We start from the raw sequence: 17,043 nt of genomic DNA, 5'->3' as shown, positions 1-17,043 counted from the left end.
AGCCGCCGCTATGTCTGCCGAACGTTTGCCGCATGAGAAGGGCTTTCATGTTAGCTGGGACCAGATCCACCGGGATGCGCGCGCGCTGGCGTGGCGGCTGGATGGCAAGGGGCCCGGAGAAGGCGGCGCGTGGAAGGCCGTGGTCGGCATCACGCGGGGCGGGCTGGTGCCCGCGATGATCGTGTCGCGCGAACTCGACATCCGCGTGGTCGATACGATCAGCGTGAAATCCTACCATTCCGGCGGCGGCGCACAGGACCAGCGCCGCGAGGCGCAGGTGGTGAAGGCACCGCAGGCCGAATTGATGGGCGATGGATCGGGCATCCTGATCGTCGATGACCTTGTCGACAGCGGGCGGACGCTGGAACTGATCCGCAGCCTTTACCCCAAGGCGCATTGCGCGACGGTCTATGCCAAGCCGCACGGCAAGCCGCAGGTGGATACCTATGTGACCGAGGTGTCGCAGGATACGTGGATCTTCTTCCCGTGGGACATGGCGCTGCAATATGTGCAGCCGTTCCGCGGGAATGACTGAGGGCTGCGAAATCTGACGCAGATTTCGCGACGTTTTCCGACGCGGAAAACGGTGGGATACGGAATTTGCGTCAAATTCCGGGGCGTTTTCTGTGTCAGAAAACGCGGGCGCGGTCGGCAAGGACCGCGCAAGGTGGACCTGAGCGAACGGAGCCAAGCATGACCCTGCCCCTGAACCCCGCGATGGCCGCGACCGAAGCACCGCCGGTGATGGAGGCGCGGCGCTGGCTGCAGGGGGCCGTCTTTCCCGCCGACAGGCCGCTGATCAACGTGAGCCAAGCCGCGCCGGTCGATCCGCCGCCGCTTGCGCTGCGGCAGGCGCTGGCCGAGGCGGCGCTGACGAATGATGCGGCGCATCTTTACGGGCCGGTGCTGGGCCTGCCCGAATTGCGCGCCGAGATTGCGGCGCAATGGACGGCGGCCTATGGCGGGGCGGTGAGCGAGGCGCAGGTTGCCATCACGCAGGGCTGCAATCAGGCCTTCACCGCCGTCATGTCCACTCTGGCAGGGGCCGGGGATGAGGTGATCCTACCGACGCCGTGGTATTTCAACCACAAGATGTGGCTGGACATGCAGGGGGTGCGGGCGGTGCCCCTGCCCGCCGGGGCGGGGCTGATCCCCGAGGCAGGGGCGGCGGCGCGGCTGATCACGCCGCGGACGCGGGCCATCGTGCTTGTCAGCCCGAACAATCCGGGTGGGGCGGAATATCCGGCGGAAACGCTGGCGGCCTTTCGCGACCTTGCCCGCGCGCATGACCTTGCGCTGATCGTGGACGAGACCTATCGCGATTTCGACAGCCGGAGCGGGCGGCCGCATGACCTGTTCGCCGATCCGGATTGGGACGACACGCTGATCCAGCTTTACAGCTTTTCCAAGGCCTATCGCCTGACCGGGCATCGGGTGGGGGCCATCGTCGCCGCGCCTGCGCGGCTGGCCGAGGTGGAAAAGTTCCTCGATACCGTCGCGATCTGCCCCGGCCAGTTGGGCCAGATCGGGGCGCTGTGGGGGATGCGGAACCTGACGCAATGGGTGGCGGGCGAGCGGGACGAGATCCTTGCCCGGCGCGCGGCGATGACGGGGGGCTTTGCCGCCCTGCCCGATTGGCGGCTTCTGGGCTGCGGGGCCTATTTCGCCTATGTGGAGCATCCCTTTGCGATGACCTCGGCCGAGCTTGCGCGGCGTCTGGTGCATGAGGCGTCGATCCTGATGCTGCCGGGGACGATGTTCCAGCCGGACAGCCACCCGGAAGGGACGCGGCAGTTGCGCATCGCCTTTGCCAATATCGATGCAAGTGGGATCACCGAGATGTTCCGCAGGCTGGCCGGATTGCGCCTCTAGCGCGGCTTGCCCCGCGCGACGTGACCCACTAGACAGGCTGCGACATTTCCACAGCCGGGACAGGCGCGCACCATGGCCAAGACGACGACCGAGACCGAAGAGAGGCCCCGCAAGAAGAAGAGCGCGGGCAGCATCCTCGTCTGGACCCTCCTTGTGCTGGTGATGCTGGGCCTTGGTGGCTTTGGGGTGACGAATTTCGGCGGCGGGGTGACGGCCATCGGCAGGGTGGGGGATCGCGAGATCACCACGACGGATTACGCGCGCGCCCTGCAGCAGGAGATGAACGCGCTGTCGGCCCAGTTCGGCCAGCCCATCACCTTTGCGCAGGCGCAGGCCTTCGGTCTGGACCAGCGGGTCTTGCAGACGCTGATCACCCGCGCGGCGCTGGACAACGAGGCGGCGAAGATCGGCATTTCGGTGGGCGATGCGACGGTGGCGAACGAGATCACGGCGATGCAGGCCTTTCAGGGCACGGCGGGTGTCTTCGACCGCGACACCTATCGCTTCACGCTGGAGCGCAACAACCTGACCGAGGCGCAGTTCGAGCAGGGCATCCGCGAGGATGCGGCACGTTCGGTGCTGCAGGGGGCGGTGGTCGGAGGCTTCACCGCGCCGGTGGCGGCGGTGGATGCGCTGGCGGCCTGGGCGGGGGAGACGCGCAGTTTCTCGCTGCTGCAATTGACCGAGGGTGATCTTGCAGCACCCCTGTCCGCGCCGACGGAAGAGGAGGTGAAGGCCTTCTATGACGAGAATATCGACCGGTTCACCCGCCCCGAGGCGAAGCGGATCACCTATGTCGCGCTGGTGCCCGAGACGCTGGCCCCGACGATGGAAGTGGACGAGACCGCGCTGCGCGCGCTGTATGACGAGCGGATCGATGAGTTCATGATCCCCGAGAAGCGGCTGGTGGAGCGGTTGGTCTATCCGTCCGACGAGGAGGCTGCGGCGGCGAAGGCGCGGCTGGATGCGGGCGAGGTGACCTTCGACGATCTGGTGGCCGAGCGGGGGCTGACGCTGGATGTGATCGATCTGGGTGATGTGTCCAAGGTGCAGCTGGGTGCGGCGGGGGATGGGGTCTTTGCCTTGACCGAGCCGGGTGTGGCGGGGCCCTTGCCTTCGGATCTGGGGCCGGCGCTGTTCCGGATGAACGCCATTCTGGCGGCGCAGGAGACGACCTTCGAGGCGGCCAAGGAGAGCCTTGGTGCCGAGATGCGGACCGATGCCGCGCGGCGGGCCATCGATGCGCGCAGCGAAGAGATCAACGACCTTCTGGCCTCCGGTGCCGAGTTGGAGGAGGTGGCGCAGGAGGCCGGGATGGAGATCGCGACGATCGACTATGTCGCGACCGATACCCCCGAGGGCATCACTGCCTATAGCGGCTTCCGCGAGGCTGCGGATGCGCTGCAGGAGGGCGATTTCCCGGAGGCCATAATGCTTGACGAGGGGGCGCTGGTGGCGCTGCGCCTTGACGAGATCGTGCCGCCGACGCCCGTTCCTCTGGAAGAGGCGCGCGAGGATGTGGTTGCGGCATGGACCGCCGATGCGCTAGCCAAGGCGCTTGCCGCGCGGGCGGCGGAGGTGAAGGCCGAGGTCGAGGGCGGCGCGTCGCTGGGGGCGTTCGGCATCGTGTCGGTCACCCGGAACATCGGGCGGGACGGGTTCGTCGAGGGCGCGCCCGACACGCTGATCCCGACCCTGTTCGAAATGGCGGACGGGGCCATCGCCGTGGTCGAAGGTCCGGGCTTTGCCGGCGTGATCCGGCTGGATGGGATCACCCCGGCGGCGACGACGGGCGAGGATGCCGAGGCGATGCGCGACATGATCGAGGTGCGGGCGCGGCAGGCACTGGCACAGGATGCCTTCACCCTGTTTGCCAATGGGCTGTCGAACGAGGCGGGCATCCAGCTTGACCAGACCGCGATCAACGCGGTCCATGCGCAGATGAACTGAAGGCGGGCTGTCGGATGAAGCTGGAGCCCACTTTCGAGGCATTCGAGCGCGGCTGGGCAGAGGGGCGGAACCAGATCGTCCATGCCCGGATCGCCGCCGACCTGGATACGCCTGTTTCCCTGATGTTGAAGCTGGCGGAGGCGCGGGCGGATACCTTCATGCTGGAAAGCGTGACGGGGGGAGAGGTGCGTGGGCGCTATTCCGTGGTGGGGATGAAGCCTGACCTGATCTGGCAATGCCATGGCGACCGAAGCCGGATCAACCGCGAGGCGCGGTTCGATCCGGCGGCCTTCGTGGCGCTGGAGGGGCATCCGCTGGAGACGCTGCGCGCGCTGATCGCCGAAAGCCGGATCGACTTGCCGGAGGGTTTGCCGGCCATCGCCGCGGGGCTGTTCGGCTATCTGGGTTATGACATGATCCGGCTGGTGGAGCATCTGCCGGATGTAAACCCCGATCCGCTGGGCCTGCCCGATGCGGTGCTGATGCGGCCTTCGGTGGTGGCGGTGCTGGACGGGGTGAAGGGGGATGTGACGGTGGTGGCCCCCGCATGGGTGGCATCAGGCCTGTCGGCGCGGGCGGCCTATGCGCAGGCCGCCGAGCGGGTGATGGATGCGCTGCGCGATCTGGATCGCGCGCCCCCGGCGCAGCGGGATTTCGGCGAGGCGGCCCCGGTGGGGGAGCCTGCATCGAATTTCACGCATGAGGGCTATAAGGCCGCGGTGGAGCGGGCGAAGGATTACATCCGGGCGGGAGACATCTTTCAGGTCGTGCCCTCGCAGCGCTGGTCGCAGCGGTTCGAATTGCCGCCCTTCGCGCTGTACCGGTCGCTGCGGCGGACGAACCCGTCGCCCTTCATGTTCTTCTTCAATTTCGGCGGGTTTCAGGTCGTGGGCGCAAGCCCCGAGATCCTCGTGCGGCTGCGCGAGGGCGAGGTGACGATCCGCCCCATCGCGGGAACGCGCAAGCGGGGCGCGACGCCGGAGGAGGACCGTGCGCTGGAGGCGGATCTGCTGGCCGACAAGAAGGAACTGGCCGAGCATCTGATGCTGCTGGATCTGGGACGCAACGATGTGGGGCGGGTGGCGAAGCTGGGCACGGTGAAGCCCACCGAGCAGTTCATCATCGAGCGCTATTCCCACGTCATGCATATCGTGTCGAACGTGGTGGGGCAGATCGCCGAGGGCGAGGATGCGCTGTCGGCGCTGCTGGCGGGATTGCCTGCGGGAACCGTGTCGGGCGCGCCGAAGGTGCGGGCGATGCAGATCATCGATGAGCTGGAGCCGGAAAAGCGCGGCGTCTATGGCGGCGGCGTGGGCTATTTCGCCTGCAATGGCGAGATGGATTTCTGCATCGCGCTGCGGACGGCGGTGGTGAAGGACGAGGTCCTGTACATTCAGGCCGGGGGCGGTGTCGTCTATGACAGCGACCCGGAGGCGGAATATCAGGAGACGGTGAACAAGAGCCGCGCCCTGCGCCGGGCGGCGGAGGAGGCCGGGCTGTTTGCCCGGCGCGGCAACGGTTGAGAAGGCCGGACGTCCACGCCCCTTGACCGGCCTTGCATCGGGGGGCTGTCTGCCCCCCACGGGACGCCTGCGGCGCCCCTCCCCCCGAGGGTATTTTTCTCCGAAACGAAGGGGGGAGGCGTTAACCTTAATGATTTGGGGAGAGGGGGGCCAACGGGTTCGGCTTGCGGGGGCCCATCCCCGGGTCAGTTGGCCGCTTCGATCTGGAGCGATGCGCTGATGGGGGCGAGGGCGACGCTGGAGGCGCGGCCTTCGACTGTCCATTCGAGGATGGCGGCGACGGTTTCGGGAGAGGCCATGCCGATGACGACCACCCTGCCCTCTTGCGCGGCCTTGAAGGCGGCGCGGTCGAGGTAGTTGCGCATCTTGGGGATGGATTCCCCTTCGGCATCGAGGATGCGGAAGATGGTGGCGCGCGGCACGCCTTCGCGGCGGGCGACCTGATCGGCGGAGTTGAGGCCAAGGTCATAGGTGACGATGCCGCGCCCCTGTTCGGCGACGATGGGCACGGCCTGACGGGCGAGGTCGAGTGCCTGTTGGAATCCGCCATCGCGGCGGTCGAGGACGACGACGGCCTCGGGCAGGGCCATGTCGAGCGCCTGGAAGGTCTGTTCCATGTCGGCGGCGGTGGCGCCTGCGGGGATGCCGCTGGCGATCATCGCGACTTCCTGACCGGCGGCGCGGTAGACCGCTGCGGCCTCGGCGGCACCGGGGGCGAGGGGGTCGAGGGCGAAGGTGACCGGGAAGGGAAGGTTGGCGAGGCGCTGGCGATCCTCGAGGTCGATGCCGTCATCGACGAGGAGGATGGAGAAGAGCGGCAGGTTGTCGGGGTTGTCGAAGGGGCGCGCGAAGAGTTCGAGCGGGGTGGTGCCGGTCAGGGCAAGTTCGGGCGCGACCTCGGCGGGGGCTTCGCCTTCGGCCATGGCATCGGCGGGCGGTTCGGGATCGCCGATGCGGGGGAGGCGGTCGGTGGTGACGCCCGGGGCATTCTGGGGCAGCGCCTCGGCATCCGGGACGAGGACCTGCGGTTCGGGCGCGGGCGCGGGGTCCTGAGGCAGGATCTGGATGGGGGCGGCCGGGTCTGCCGGTGCCTCGGTGGCCGGGGGGGCGGGTTGCAGGAGGGAGTCGCCGGGCGCCGGAGGCGGGGTTGCGGGGGCAGGCGCGGGTTCGGGCTGGGGGGGCGTGGGCATGTCGGCCTGCGGCGCGAGGGCGAGGCTGTCCTGCGCCTGCGGCAGGGCGGGTTGGGCGGTGTCGACAGGGGCAGGGCTGACGGGGGCGGGGCTGATGGGGGCGGCGGGGGCGGCATCCTCGACGCCCTGCGGCGCGATGAGCGGCAGGGTTTCGGGGGGAGATTCCACGTCCGCGGGCGCGGTGTCCGGGGCGGGGGTTGGTTCCGGCGCCGGATCGGGGACCTTCTGCAGGATTTCGGGTTGCAGGTCGGGGGCGGGGGCCGCCGTGTCCTGCGGAGGGGACGGTTCCGGCGTGACGGGTTCGGGTGCCTGCGGCGCGGCTTCCTCGGCCGGAGGCGTTTCGGACGGGGTGGGGAGCGGATCGGGTTGCGCCATCTGCGCGGGTTGCGGCAGAGGGGCCACCTGCGAGATGACCGCCAGCCCTGCCCCGGCCACGACGCCGCCCCAAACCAAACCTGTCAAGAAGCCCCGGATCACCCTGTCTTCCCCCTTGCCTGCCCGTTTCTTGGCGGCGCATTCGGACGTCGGATTGACTTGACGCCCCTTTGCCGCTCTGACCATGTATAGCCCGTCCCCACGCGGGGTTCATCCCCTATCCGGCAAGGCCCTGCAAGATGCTGCTTCTGATCGATAACTATGACAGCTTCACCTACAACCTCGTCCATTATCTGGGCGAGTTGGGCGCGGATGTCGTGGTCCGGCGCAACGATGCGCTGGATGTGCAGGCGGTGCTGGCGATGCGGCCCGAATGCATCGTGCTGTCGCCGGGACCCTGCGATCCGGCGCAGGCGGGGATCTGCCTGCCGCTGACTGTTGCGGCGGCGGAGGCGCGGGTGCCGCTTCTGGGTGTTTGCCTTGGGCATCAGACCATCGGCGAGGCCTTCGGCGGCAAGGTGGTGCGTTGCCACGAGATCGTGCATGGCAAGATGGGCACGATGCACCATGCCGGGAAGGGCGTGTTCCGGGGGCTGCCGAACCCCTTCCTCGCGACGCGCTATCATTCGCTGGTGGTGGAGCGCGAGAGCCTGCCCGATTGCCTGGAGGTGACCGCATGGCTGGAGGATGGCACGATCATGGGGCTGCGCCACAAGGAACGGCTGATCGAGGGGGTGCAGTTCCACCCGGAAAGCATCGCCTCGGAACATGGGCATCAGTTGCTGCGGAATTTCCTTGAGGAGGCGCGCGCCGCCGCGCGGGTGCCGGCATGAGCGATGCGCTGCGCCCCCTGATCGGGATTGCCGCCGAACGCGCGCTGACGCGGGCCGAGGCGGAGACGGCCTTCGAGGCGCTGTTCAACGGGCTTGGGACGCCCGCGCAGATGGGCGGGTTCCTGATGGCCCTGCGCACGCGCGGCGAGACGGTGGATGAATATGCCGCCGCCGCAAGCGTGATGCGGTCGAAATGCCACAAGGTGGCCGCGCCGGCCGGGGCGATGGACATCGTGGGGACGGGCGGGGATGGGAAGGGCACGCTGAACATCTCGACCGCCGCTGCCTTCGTGGTGGCCGGGGCCGGTGTGCCGGTGGCCAAGCATGGCAACCGGAACCTGTCGTCGAAATCCGGGTCCGCGGATGCGCTGACGGAACTGGGCCTGAACGTGATGGTGGGGCCCGAGGTGGTGGAGCGCTGCCTGAGCGAGGCGGGGATCGGGTTCATGATGGCGCCGATGCACCATCCGGCAATGCGCCATGTGGGGCCGGTGCGGATGGAGTTGGGGACGCGGACGATCTTCAACATCCTTGGGCCTCTGACCAACCCCGCCGGGGCGAAGCGGCAGTTGACCGGGGCCTTTTCGGCCCGGCTGATCCGGCCCATGGCCGAGACGCTGCTGGCGCTGGGGTCAGAAAAGGCTTGGCTGGTGCATGGCGGGGATGGGACGGATGAGCTGGCCATTTCGGCGCGGTCGCAGGTGGCGGCGCTGCAGGGCGGGATCATCCGGGAATTCGACATCGGGCCGGAGGATGCGGGCCTGCCCTATCACCCGTTCGAAGCCATTCTGGGCGGCAGCCCCGCCGAGAACGCGCAGGCCTTCCGCGCACTGATGGACGGGGCGACCGGGGCCTATCGGGATGCGGTCCTCCTGAATGCCGCTGCCGCGCTGGTGGTGGCGGAGCGGGTCGGTTCGCTGACCGACGGGGTAGAGGTCGCGCGGCAGTCGATCGACAGTGGCGCGGCGCGGGCCAAGGTGGCCGCGCTTGCCAGAATCACAACGGGCGGCTGAGGGCGCTGCCCCCTGCCCTTCAAGGACCAGACAGACCGCATGAGCACCATTCTCGACCGGATCAAGGCCTACAAGCTTGAGGAAGTGGCGGCCCGCAAGGCGGAGCGGTCGCTGGCCGATCTGCAGGAGGCCGCCAATGCCGCCCCCGCTCCGCGCGGATTTGCCCGCGCTCTGACCGAGGCGGCGCAGTCGGGCTATGGCCTGATCGCCGAGATCAAGAAGGCCAGCCCATCGAAAGGGCTGATCCGGGCGGATTTCGACCCACCGGCCTTGGCGCGGGCCTATGAGGCGGGCGGGGCCACCTGTCTTTCGGTGCTGACCGACGGGCCGAGCTTTCAGGGCGCGGACGCGTTCCTGACGCAGGCGCATGAGGCGACCGCCCTGCCCTGCCTGCGCAAGGATTTCATCTATGACGCCTATCAGATCGTCGAGGCGCGCGGCCTGCATGCCGATTGCATCCTGCTGATCATGGCCTCGCTGGGCGATGGTCAGGCGGCGGAGCTTGAGGAATGCGCGCTGGAGATGGGGATGGATGTCCTGATCGAGGTGCATGACCGGGCCGAACTGGAGCGGGCGGCGCGGCTGAAATCGCCGCTGATCGGGATCAACAACCGCAACCTGCACACCTTCGAGGTGACGCTGGACACGACGCGCGATCTGGCGCGGCGGGTGCCGGAGGATCGGCTGATCATCTCGGAGAGCGGGCTGTATACGCCCGATGACCTTGCCGACATGGCACGCTATGGCGCGCGCTGTTTCCTGATCGGGGAAAGCCTGATGCGGCAGAAGGATGTGGAAGGCGCGACGCGCGCGATCCTTGCGCGCCCGCTGACCGGGCAGAGGTGACGGGATGGCCTCGCCGCTGACGCATTTCGACGAGAGGGGCGATGCCCATATGGTCGACGTTTCGGGCAAGGCGGTGACGGACCGCGTGGCCGTGGCGGAGGGGCGCGTGGTGATGGAGGCCGCGACGCTGGCGCTGATCACCGAGGGGCGGGCGAAGAAGGGCGACGTTCTGGGCGTGGCGCGGCTGGCGGGGATCATGGGGGCGAAGAAGACCGCCGACCTCATCCCGCTGTGCCATCCGCTGCCCATCACGAAGGTGGCGCTGGATCTGGAGCCGGACCCTGCCCTGCCGGGTGTGGTGGTGCGGGCCACGGTGAAGACGGGCGGCCAGACCGGGGTGGAGATGGAGGCGCTGACCGCCGTCACGGTGGCTTGCCTGACGATCTATGACATGTTGAAGGCCGCCGAGAAGGGGATGCGGATCGAGGGGGTGCGTCTTCTGATGAAGGAAGGCGGCAAGTCCGGGCGGTTCGAGGCCGCGCCATGATCACCGTCGACGAGGCCTTGGCGCGCTGTTTCGCGCTGGTTTCGCCCTTGGGGCGCGAGGTGGTGCCGCTGCGGCAGGCGGCGGGGCGGGTGCTGGCGGAACCTGCGGTGGCGCGGCGGGACCAGCCGCCTTTCGCGGCCTCGGCCATGGATGGCTATGCCGTGATGGGGGACCCCGTGGCGGGGGACCGCTTTGCCGTGATCGGCGAGGCGGGGGCGGGACATGCCTTCGACGGCGCGGTCGGCCCCGGTCAGGCGGTGCGCATCTTCACCGGCGCGCCGATCCCGGAGGGGGCCACGCGCGTGGTGATCCAAGAGGATGTGGAGGCGGGCGCGGAGGGGATCACGATCCGGCCGAAGGCGGATGCGGGCACGCATATCCGGCCCTTGGGGCAGGATTTCCGCGCGGGCGACGCCCTGTCGCCCCGGCGGTTGCGGCCCAATGACCTTGCGCTGATCGCGGCGATGAACCTGCCCGAGGTGGTGGTGACGCGGCGGCCCGTGGTTGCGATCATCGCCACGGGGGATGAGCTTGTGATGCCCGGAGAGGCGCCGCGCGCGGATCAGATCATCGCCTCGAACGCCTTCGCCCTTGCCGCGATGTGCGAGGCGGAGGGGGCGGAGGTGCGCCTTCTGCCCATCGCGCGGGACACGGAAGCCGAGTTGTTCACCGTGCTTTCGATGGCGGAGGGGGCGGATCTGGTGGTGACGATCGGCGGCGCGTCGGTCGGTGACCATGATCTGGTCGGACGCGTGGCGGAGAGCATGGGGATGGAGCGGGCCTTCTACAAGATCGCCATGCGCCCCGGCAAACCGCTCATGGCGGGGCGGCTGCGCGGGGTGCCCATGCTTGGCCTGCCGGGGAATCCGGTTTCCTCCATCGTCTGCGGGCATCTGTTCCTGTTGCCGATGATCCGGGCGATGCTGGGGCTGGGCGAGGCCGCGCCCGAAACGCGGCGCGCGGTGCTGGGCTGCGATGTCGGGCCGACAGGGCCGCGCACCCATTACATGCGGGCGCGGCTGGCGGCGGCGGAGGGCTTGCCCCGGATCACGCCTTTCGACAGGCAGGACAGCGCCCTGATCACCATCCTGACGCAGGCGGATGCCTTCCTGATCCGCCCGCTTGGCGATGGGCCGCAGGCGGCGGGGACGGTGGTGGACTACCTGCCTTTGTGACCCGCTCCGAATCGCGGGATTGACACAAAACAGGAACACTGGCAGAACATTGCATCAACACCACCATGTTGGAGGGGCCGATGCTGACCCGGAAACAGCTTGAACTGCTGGATTTCATCAAGACGCGGATGGATGCCGATGGCGTCCCCCCTTCCTTCGACGAGATGAAGGAGGCGCTGGACCTGCGGTCCAAGTCCGGCATCCATCGCCTGATCACGGCGCTGGAGGAACGGGGGTTCATCCGCCGCCTTGCCCATCGCGCCCGCGCGCTGGAGATCGTCAAGCTGCCCGAGGCGATGGAGAAGCCAGGCTTCAAGCCCCGCGTGATCGAAGGGACGAAGCCGGAGACGCCGCGTGCGGCACTGCCGGTGGAGCCGATCCACGCGCTGGAACTGCCGGTGATGGGGCGGATCGCGGCGGGCGTGCCGATCGAGGCGATTGCGGAAGTGTCGCATCACGTGGCGGTGCCAGGGTCGATGCTGTCGGGGCGTGGGCATCACTATGCGCTGGAGGTCAAGGGCGACTCGATGATCGAGGCGGGCATCAACGATGGCGACATCGTCGTGATCCGCGAACAGTCCACCGCCGAGAACGGCGATATCATCGTGGCCTTGGTCGAGGAGTCGGAGGCCACGCTGAAGCGGTTCCGCCGTCGCGGCAACATGATCGCGCTGGAGGCGGCGAACCCCGCCTATGAGACGCGGGTCTTTCCCGACCATGCGGTGCGGGTGCAGGGGCGTCTGGTCGGGTTGATCCGGACCTACTGACCTGTCGGGATCGGCGGCAAGGGCGGTGCCTCGGCGCCGCCATTTGCGTTCCAGAGCCTGCGGGAGGAGTCCGTGGCGGTCAGGGTGACCGTCCCGCCCGAGGTCGCGATGGCGATGGTCCCGTGGCGGTCAAGGTCGGCTGGCCCGAGGATCAGGCAACCGGGGGCCGGCGGCGGCCCGTCGGTGGTGGCGATGATGAGCCGATAGGTCGCGCAATCCCCCGCCGTGGCCACGCGATCCCTGTCAAGGAGGAGCCCCCGCGCGGGACCGAGGGCGAAGCTGCGGCCGGACGCTGCCGGAGCAAATCCGGGGCGCAGGGCCGCTTCGGCTTGCAAGGCAAGGTCGCCGTCATTTTCCAGCCAGTTGCCGACGAGGAAGCCCTCCCCCCGCGCGCGAGAGAGGGCGCGGCCTTCGGGACCCATGACGCCGACGATGCCCGCGCCGCCGATCAGGATGGCCGGACGGTCCGCCAGCGCCCAGAGGGCGCAGGCGGCTAGGTAGGCGGGCAGGCCCAGCCAGCGCAGCTGTCCGGGCCAGAGCAGCGCCCAGCAGAGACCAAGCGTCAGGAGGGGAAGGACGGCACCGGGCGGAGCGGGAATGGCGGTGACGGCCCCGTCCAGCGCGGCGATCCAGAAAGCCACGGCAAGGATCCAGCGGCAGCCCTGTTCCATCACCCAGAGCGGGGCATCGGCAAGGCCGATGGGGGCAAGAAGCCCGGCCACGGCCCCTGCGGGCATGACGACGGCCCCCATCACGGGGCCGGTCAGGAGATTGGCGAGAAGGCCGTAATCGGTGAAGCGGTTGAAATGCGCCGCCGCATAGGGCGCGGTGGCGATGCCCCCCACGAGCGAGGACAGGAACAGTGCCAGAAGGAAGCGCGCCACGGGGGACAGGCTGCCGGGGGGAAGGCGCGCGTTGGCGTATTGGAAGGCGGCGATCAGGGCGATGGTGGCGGCAAAGCTCATCTGGAAGCCGGGGGAGAGCAGCGCCTCGGGCTGCCAGAGCAGGATGAGGATGGCCGCGATGGCGACGGAGCGGAGTGTGATGGCCCTGCGGTCCAAGAGGACCGCCACCAGCATCACGGCGACCATGATGAAGGCGCGTTCGGTCGCGACGTTGGAGCCGGAGAGGAGCAGGTAGAAGAAGGCCACGCCGAGCGAGACGATGGCCGCGATCTTCTTGCTGTTCCAGCGCAGGGCAACGGGCGGAATCAGGGCAAGGCCATAGCGCAGGAGGGCGAAGACGAAGGCGATGAGGAAGGCCATGTTCATGCCGGAGATGGCCAGAAGGTGGGCAAGGCTGGAATCGCGCAGCGCCTCCACCGCCTCGACGGAAAGGCCGGAGCGGTCGCCGGTCAGGACACCGGCGGCGAAGGCCCCGGCATCGCCGGGGATGCGGGCGCGGATCGCGTCGGACAGATGGGCGCGCAGGCGGCCGATCCGGTCTTCTCCGGGCGCAGGATCCTGCCATGTCAGGGCGGGGTGTCTTGTATAGCCCACAGCGCCAAGGCCTTCGAAGAAGGCCATGCGGCGGAAGTCGAAGGCGCCGGGTTCGACGGGGCCTTCCGGCGGGGAAAGGCGGGCGGTGACCATGACGGTGCTGCCGGGAACCGGGGTGAACCAGCGCTGATCCCCCTGCAGCGAGATGCGGACGCGGGCGGGCGTCGCGGTGGGGGCGATCTCGGCCAGCCAGACCTGATCGAGCGTGATGCGCAGCGCGCCGGAATAGGAGCGGTCGATTTCGACGATGCGCCCTGTGATGGGGCCGGAATAGGGCGATTGCAGCATGGGGGCGGCCACGAGGATCAGGCGCAGTCCGGCGGCAAGCATGCCCAAGGGCGGGCAGGCGATGAGGACGAGCAGCGGTGCCCCCTCGCGGAAGCGCAGCGCGGCAAGGATGCAGAGAAGCACCGCAAATAGCGCGGCCCCATAGGCGCGGGGTCCCGGCTCGGTTGACAGGGCGAACCAGAGGCCGATGCCGATGCCCAGAAGGACGGGCGCGAAGAGCAGCACCCTGCCGCGCAGGGCCGACAGACCCGCCACCATGGCCGATGGCTGCGTCAAGGCCGGGGCCATGCCCGGCACACCCTGCAAAGCCCCCTGCCCCGCCACCTTGTTTCCCGCCCCGCGATTGCCTAGACAGACCCCCGACCCTAGTCCCCCCTTGGTTTCCGAAAGGTTAAGGCACCCATGTGCGCTGCAAAGCCCGTCGTCACCCGCTTCGCCCCCTCGCCCACCGGATACCTGCATATCGGCGGGGGGCGGACGGCGCTGTTCAACTGGCTTTACGCCCGTGGCCGGGGCGGCAAGTTCCTGTTGCGGATCGAGGATACGGATCGCGAACGCTCCACCCCCGAGGCGACTGCGGCCATCCTGCAGGGGCTGCGCTGGCTGGGCCTTGACTGGGATGGCGAGGCGGTCAGCCAGTTCGCCCGCAAGGACCGCCATGCCGAGGTGGCGCATGAGATGCTGGCGCGCGGCACGGCCTATAAATGCTTTTCCACCGCCGAGGAGATCGCGGCCTTCCGCGCCGCGCAGGAGGCGGCGGGCGTAAGCTATGCGGTGTTCCAGAGCCCGTGGCGCGATGCCGATCCGGCCACCCATCCGGCGGGGGCCCCCTATGCCATCCGGATGCGCGCGCCTCGCGAGGGTGAAACCTTGGTCGAGGATGCCGTTCAAGGGACGGTGCGTTTCCGCAACGACCAGTTGGATGACATGATCGTTCTGCGTTCAGATGGAACACCGACCTATATGCTGGCCGTGGTGGTGGATGACCATGACATGGGCGTGACCCATGTCATCCGGGGCGACGATCACCTGAACAATGCCGCACGTCAGCAGATGGTCTATGATGCGATGGGCTGGGATATCCCGGTCTGGGCGCATATCCCGTTGATCCACGGGCCGGACGGGAAGAAGCTGTCAAAGCGGCACGGGGCCACGGCGGTGGGCGATTATCAGGTGCAGGGCTATCCGGCGGCGGGGATGCGCAACTACCTTGCACGGCTGGGCTGGGCGCATGGGGATGACGAATTCTTCACCAGCGCGCAGGCGATGGAATGGTTCGACCTGCCCGGAATCGGGCGGTCCCCCGCGCGGCTGGATTTCAAGAAGCTGGAAAACATCTGCGGCCAGCATATCGCGGCGGGCGAGGATGCTGCGCTGCTGCATGAAATCGAGGCATTCCTTGCGGCCTCGGGGCGCGCGCCCCTGACGGAGGCGCAGCGCGACCTCCTGTCACGCGCGATGTATTGCGTGAAGGACCGCGCGAAGACCTTCCCAGAACTGCTTGAAAAGGCGCATTTTGCGCTGACCAGCCGTCCGATCGTGGCGGATGAGGCCTCGGCCAAGGCGCTGGATACGGTATCCCGTGGTATACTGAAATCGTTGACGCCGCGCCTGCAAACTGCTAGCTGGAACAAGGAAAGCCTTGAGCCGATCCTGACCGAAACAGCCACGGCCCATGGCATCGGTTTTGGCAAGCTTGCCGCACCCTTGCGCACCGCCCTTGCCGGGCGCAGCGCGACACCGAGTGTTTACGACATGATGCTAGTCATCGGTCGGGACGAGACGATTGCGCGGCTGGAGGATGCTGCGGGCTGACCGCTTGCGTCCCTTGGCTGCGAAGCTGCTACCGCCGCCCCCTGAGGCGCGGCCTAACGAGGGACGTTGAGAGATGGCCGAAAGCAAGAAATCCGCGACGCTGACACTGGACGGCAAGAGCTATGAGCTGCCGGTTTACGAACCGACCCTCGGCCCCAACGTTCTGGATATCCGCAAGCTTTATGGCGAGGCGGATGTCTTCACCTTCGACCCCGGCTTCACCTCCACCGCTGCCTGCGAGAGCGCGATCACCTATATCGACGGGGATCAGGGCGAACTGCTGCATCGCGGCTATCCGATCGAGCAGCTGGCGGAGAAATCCTCCTATCTCGAACTCTGCTATCTGCTGCTGTACGGAGAGCTGCCGACCGCGCCGCAACTGGCCGATTTCAAGGGCCGCGTGACGCGGCACACGATGGTGCATGAACAGATGCACTACTTCTTCCGCGGGTTCCGTCGTGACAGCCACCCGATGGCAACGATGGTGGGCGTGGTGGGGGCGATGTCGGCCTTCTATCACGACTCGCTGGACATCAACGATCCTTGGCAGCGCGAGGTGGCGGCGATCCGGATGATCGCGAAACTGCCGACCATCGCCGCCATGGCCTACAAGTATTCGATCGGCCAGCCCTTCGTTTACCCCAAGAACAGCCTCGATTACGCGGGCAACTTCCTGCACATGTGCTTTTCGGTTCCGGCCGAGGATTATGTGGTGGACCCGGTCCTGTCCAAGGCGATGGACCGGATCATGATGCTGCATGCGGATCATGAACAGAACGCCTCCACCTCGACGGTGCGACTGGCGGGGTCTTCGGGTGCGAATCCCTTTGCCTGCATCGCGGCGGGCATCGCCTGCCTCTGGGGCCCGGCGCATGGCGGGGCGAACCAGGCCTGTCTGGAGATGCTGCGCGAGATCGGGACGGTGGACCGCATCCCGGAATACATCCGCCGCGCCAAGGACAAGGACGATCCCTTCCGCCTGATGGGCTTTGGCCACCGCGTTTACAAGAATTTCGATCCGCGCGCGAAGGTGATGAAGGAGTCGGCCGACGAGGTGCTGGGCCTGATGGGGATCGAGAACAACCCCACATTGCAGGTCGCCAAGGAATTGGAGCGGATCGCGCTGGAGGACGATTACTTCGTTTCCAAGAAGCTGTATCCGAATGTCGATTTCTATTCGGGCATCATCCTCGATGCGATGGGCTTCCCCACCTCGATGTTCACGCCGATCTTCGCGCTGTCGCGGACGGTGGGCTGGATTTCGCAGTGGAAAGAGATGATCGGCGAGAAGAACCAGAAGATCGGCCGCCCGCGCCAGTTGTATGTCGGCGAGAAAAAGCGGGATTACATTGATCTGAAACACCGCTGATCTGCGGTGGAACTGCAAGGAACGGCGGCCCTTTGGCCGCC

Annotated in this window: 14 protein-coding genes; 12 read left to right on the top strand and 2 right to left on the bottom strand. The window is 67.7% G+C overall.

Annotation, left to right across the window (positions count from 1 at the left end):
* The first annotated feature begins 10 nt into the window (after positions 1 to 10).
* The 4 genes from gpt to trpE all read left to right on the top strand — a co-directional run bounded on the left by gpt (position 11) and on the right by trpE (position 5,345).
* Positions 11 to 535: a xanthine phosphoribosyltransferase gene (gpt, locus tag TabM4_RS07225; protein ID WP_434620513.1), complete on the top strand. Its 525-nt coding sequence runs from the start codon at positions 11 to 13 to the stop codon at positions 533 to 535.
* Positions 536 to 693: 158 nt separating this feature from the next.
* Positions 694 to 1,872: an aminotransferase gene (locus TabM4_RS07220; RefSeq protein WP_434620510.1), complete on the top strand. Its 1,179-nt coding sequence runs from the start codon at positions 694 to 696 to the stop codon at positions 1,870 to 1,872.
* Between the two features lie 72 nt (positions 1,873 to 1,944).
* Positions 1,945 to 3,822, top strand: coding sequence for a SurA N-terminal domain-containing protein (locus TabM4_RS07215; protein WP_434620507.1), 1,878 nt, complete (start codon positions 1,945 to 1,947; stop codon positions 3,820 to 3,822).
* A 14-nt stretch (positions 3,823 to 3,836) separates the two neighbouring features.
* On the top strand, positions 3,837 to 5,345 hold the full coding sequence (gene trpE, locus TabM4_RS07210) for an anthranilate synthase component I (RefSeq protein WP_434620504.1): 1,509 nt from the start codon (positions 3,837 to 3,839) through the stop codon (positions 5,343 to 5,345).
* Between the two features lie 185 nt (positions 5,346 to 5,530).
* On the opposite strand, the gene TabM4_RS07205 is transcribed toward trpE, so the two are convergent.
* A complete protein-coding gene (locus TabM4_RS07205; protein WP_434620501.1) occupies positions 5,531 to 6,997 on the bottom strand; it encodes a divergent polysaccharide deacetylase family protein in 1,467 nt (488 codons plus the stop codon).
* A gap of 152 nt (positions 6,998 to 7,149) precedes the next feature.
* Between TabM4_RS07205 and TabM4_RS07200 the strand changes: the two genes are divergently transcribed.
* The 6 genes from TabM4_RS07200 to lexA all read left to right on the top strand — a co-directional run bounded on the left by TabM4_RS07200 (position 7,150) and on the right by lexA (position 12,031).
* A complete protein-coding gene (locus TabM4_RS07200) occupies positions 7,150 to 7,743 on the top strand; it encodes an anthranilate synthase component II (RefSeq protein WP_434620498.1) in 594 nt (197 codons plus the stop codon).
* Positions 7,740 to 8,756: an anthranilate phosphoribosyltransferase gene (trpD, locus tag TabM4_RS07195; RefSeq protein WP_434620495.1), complete on the top strand. Its 1,017-nt coding sequence runs from the start codon at positions 7,740 to 7,742 to the stop codon at positions 8,754 to 8,756. The genes TabM4_RS07200 and trpD overlap by 4 nt, the downstream gene beginning before the upstream one ends.
* Positions 8,757 to 8,795: 39 nt before the next feature.
* Positions 8,796 to 9,602 carry an indole-3-glycerol phosphate synthase TrpC gene (trpC, locus tag TabM4_RS07190; protein ID WP_434620492.1) on the top strand — a complete coding sequence of 269 codons (807 nt, stop codon included), beginning with the start codon at positions 8,796 to 8,798 and terminating at the stop codon, positions 9,600 to 9,602.
* Between the two features lie 4 nt (positions 9,603 to 9,606).
* Positions 9,607 to 10,089, top strand: coding sequence for a cyclic pyranopterin monophosphate synthase MoaC (gene moaC / locus TabM4_RS07185; RefSeq protein WP_434620489.1), 483 nt, complete (start codon positions 9,607 to 9,609; stop codon positions 10,087 to 10,089).
* Positions 10,086 to 11,264 (top strand): molybdopterin molybdotransferase MoeA, encoded by a 1,179-nt coding sequence (locus tag TabM4_RS07180; protein ID WP_434620486.1) that lies wholly within the window; start codon positions 10,086 to 10,088, stop codon positions 11,262 to 11,264. The genes moaC and TabM4_RS07180 overlap by 4 nt, the downstream gene beginning before the upstream one ends.
* Before the next feature lie 80 nt (positions 11,265 to 11,344).
* Positions 11,345 to 12,031: a transcriptional repressor LexA gene (gene lexA / locus TabM4_RS07175; RefSeq protein WP_434620483.1), complete on the top strand. Its 687-nt coding sequence runs from the start codon at positions 11,345 to 11,347 to the stop codon at positions 12,029 to 12,031.
* Here lexA and TabM4_RS07170 read toward each other — a convergent pair.
* Entirely contained in the window at positions 12,025 to 14,106 is a 2,082-nt protein-coding gene (locus TabM4_RS07170) for a ComEC/Rec2 family competence protein (RefSeq protein WP_434620480.1), read from the bottom strand. The two genes, lexA and TabM4_RS07170, sit on opposite strands and share 7 nt — an antisense overlap.
* Before the next feature lie 114 nt (positions 14,107 to 14,220).
* Here TabM4_RS07170 and gltX point away from each other — a divergent pair, with 114 nt between their 5' ends.
* Together gltX and gltA are read left to right on the top strand one after the other, a co-directional pair.
* Positions 14,221 to 15,633 carry a glutamate--tRNA ligase gene (gene gltX / locus TabM4_RS07165; protein ID WP_434620477.1) on the top strand — a complete coding sequence of 471 codons (1,413 nt, stop codon included), beginning with the start codon at positions 14,221 to 14,223 and terminating at the stop codon, positions 15,631 to 15,633.
* A gap of 73 nt (positions 15,634 to 15,706) precedes the next feature.
* Entirely contained in the window at positions 15,707 to 17,002 is a 1,296-nt protein-coding gene (gene gltA / locus TabM4_RS07160) for a citrate synthase (RefSeq protein WP_434620474.1), read from the top strand.
* Positions 17,003 to 17,043: the final 41 nt, after the last annotated feature.

It is taken from the genome of Tabrizicola sp. M-4 (assembly GCF_051132405.1).
GTDB lineage: Bacteria > Pseudomonadota > Alphaproteobacteria > Rhodobacterales > Rhodobacteraceae > Paragemmobacter.
Note: the sequence above shows the minus strand (reverse complement) of the source record. Positions and strands in the feature narration are given on the sequence as shown.